General features: G+C 72.3%; 2 protein-coding genes. Both read left to right on the top strand.

Translation table 11 applies throughout. From position 1 onward, the window contains the following. The coding region (locus AOK08_RS39035) for a hypothetical protein (RefSeq protein ID WP_157876988.1) at positions 1-364 on the top strand (364 nt) is incomplete at its 5' end. Beyond that, positions 361-1,322: hypothetical protein (locus AOK08_RS39030; protein ID WP_157876987.1), on the top strand; the 962-nt coding region annotated here is incomplete at its 3' end. The genes AOK08_RS39035 and AOK08_RS39030, both read left to right, overlap by 4 nt.

Below are 1,322 nucleotides of genomic sequence, written 5' to 3'. Positions count from 1 at the left end.
CTGCCCCACCCTGCTGCGGCTCGCCGCACAGGACCCGCCCGGCGGTGAACTACGGCGGCTGCTCGGCTACTTGTGGGCCGAGGTGATCGGCGGCGAACTCTTCGGCGAGGAGGCCGAGAGCGTCCTCCAGAAATGGGCCGCCCACGGCGAGAACGACCCGCTGCTCCTCGACGACCTGGTCCGACTCCTCGCCGACGACGTCGCCACCCGCAGTCCCCGCGCGGGCCGCATCCTCCAGCGCCATGTCGCGCACTGGAACGAACGCGACTCCTTCCGTCCCCTGCCCCGCTCCGCGGCGGTCCTCGGCAGCGCACTGCGACCGAGACCGCCCGCTCCGCCCGATCGGCCAGGAGGTGCCCGGTGACCCAGCCGGTGTCCTTGATCGTCAACCAGTCGCCGGTGCCGCGCTTCGCCGTCGGCCCCACCAAGGCGCGCGAACCCCACCTAGCCGTCGTCTACGCCACCGCCTCCGGCGAGGTGGTCTGCTTCGACGGCCGTCCGCTCACCCCCGGCCGGCAGGTCTTCTCCCGCTACCGCACGCGCTACGAGGTCGACATGCGGCCCCAGCACCGCAGCGCGGTCCTGCGCAACAACCCCCTGATCTCCCGGGACGGCGTCCACGCCTTCGAGGTCACCCTCTCCTTCACCTTCCGCGTCGACGGCTGGAAGGGCGCCGAGGACTTCGTCCGGGCCGGCCTCACCGACCCGCTGCCCCTCGTCCACGGCCATCTGACCAGCCTGATCCACGGCGCCGGACAACTCTTCTCCATCGAGGACTCCTTCGGCCTCCAGGGCCGGCTGAACCAGCTCTGCGGCGCCCCGGCCAACCTGCCCCAGGGGCTGGTCGTCGACGGCTGCCGGGCCTCCGTACGCCCCGACACCAAGGCGCTGGCCTTCCTGGAGTCGCTGATCGACGCCGACTGGAAGGAACGCCGCGACTCCGCCGAACACCTGCCCGCCGTCGGCGGCGCCCACCGGGGCGGCCAGCTCGACGCGATCAAACAGGGGTACGAGATCGAGTCCACGAAGCGGCAGGCCGACGCGTTCGACGGCATGCTCACCAACAGTGAGGGCCTGATCCGGCACTACCTGATCACCCACCCCGGCGACGCCGCCGGCGCCTTCGAGATGAGCCGCCAGCTGGAGGCGGCCCGGATGGCCACCGCCGAACTCCAGAACCAGCGCGCGCTCGGCCTGTTCCAGGTGATGGCCGAGAAGGGACTGATCGTGGCCGGCGACCTCGACCTGCTGCGCCAGCAGCTCACCGGCCAGGTCGGCCTGGCCACCGGCGGCCACGTCCCCCTCTCCGCCACGGCCCCGCC

The sequence above is a fragment of the Streptomyces graminilatus genome (assembly GCF_001418565.1).
GTDB classification, from domain to species: Bacteria; Actinomycetota; Actinomycetes; order Streptomycetales; family Streptomycetaceae; genus Streptomyces; species Streptomyces graminilatus.
The sequence above is the reverse complement of the archived record's forward strand: the minus strand, read 5'-3'. Positions and strand labels throughout refer to the sequence as shown.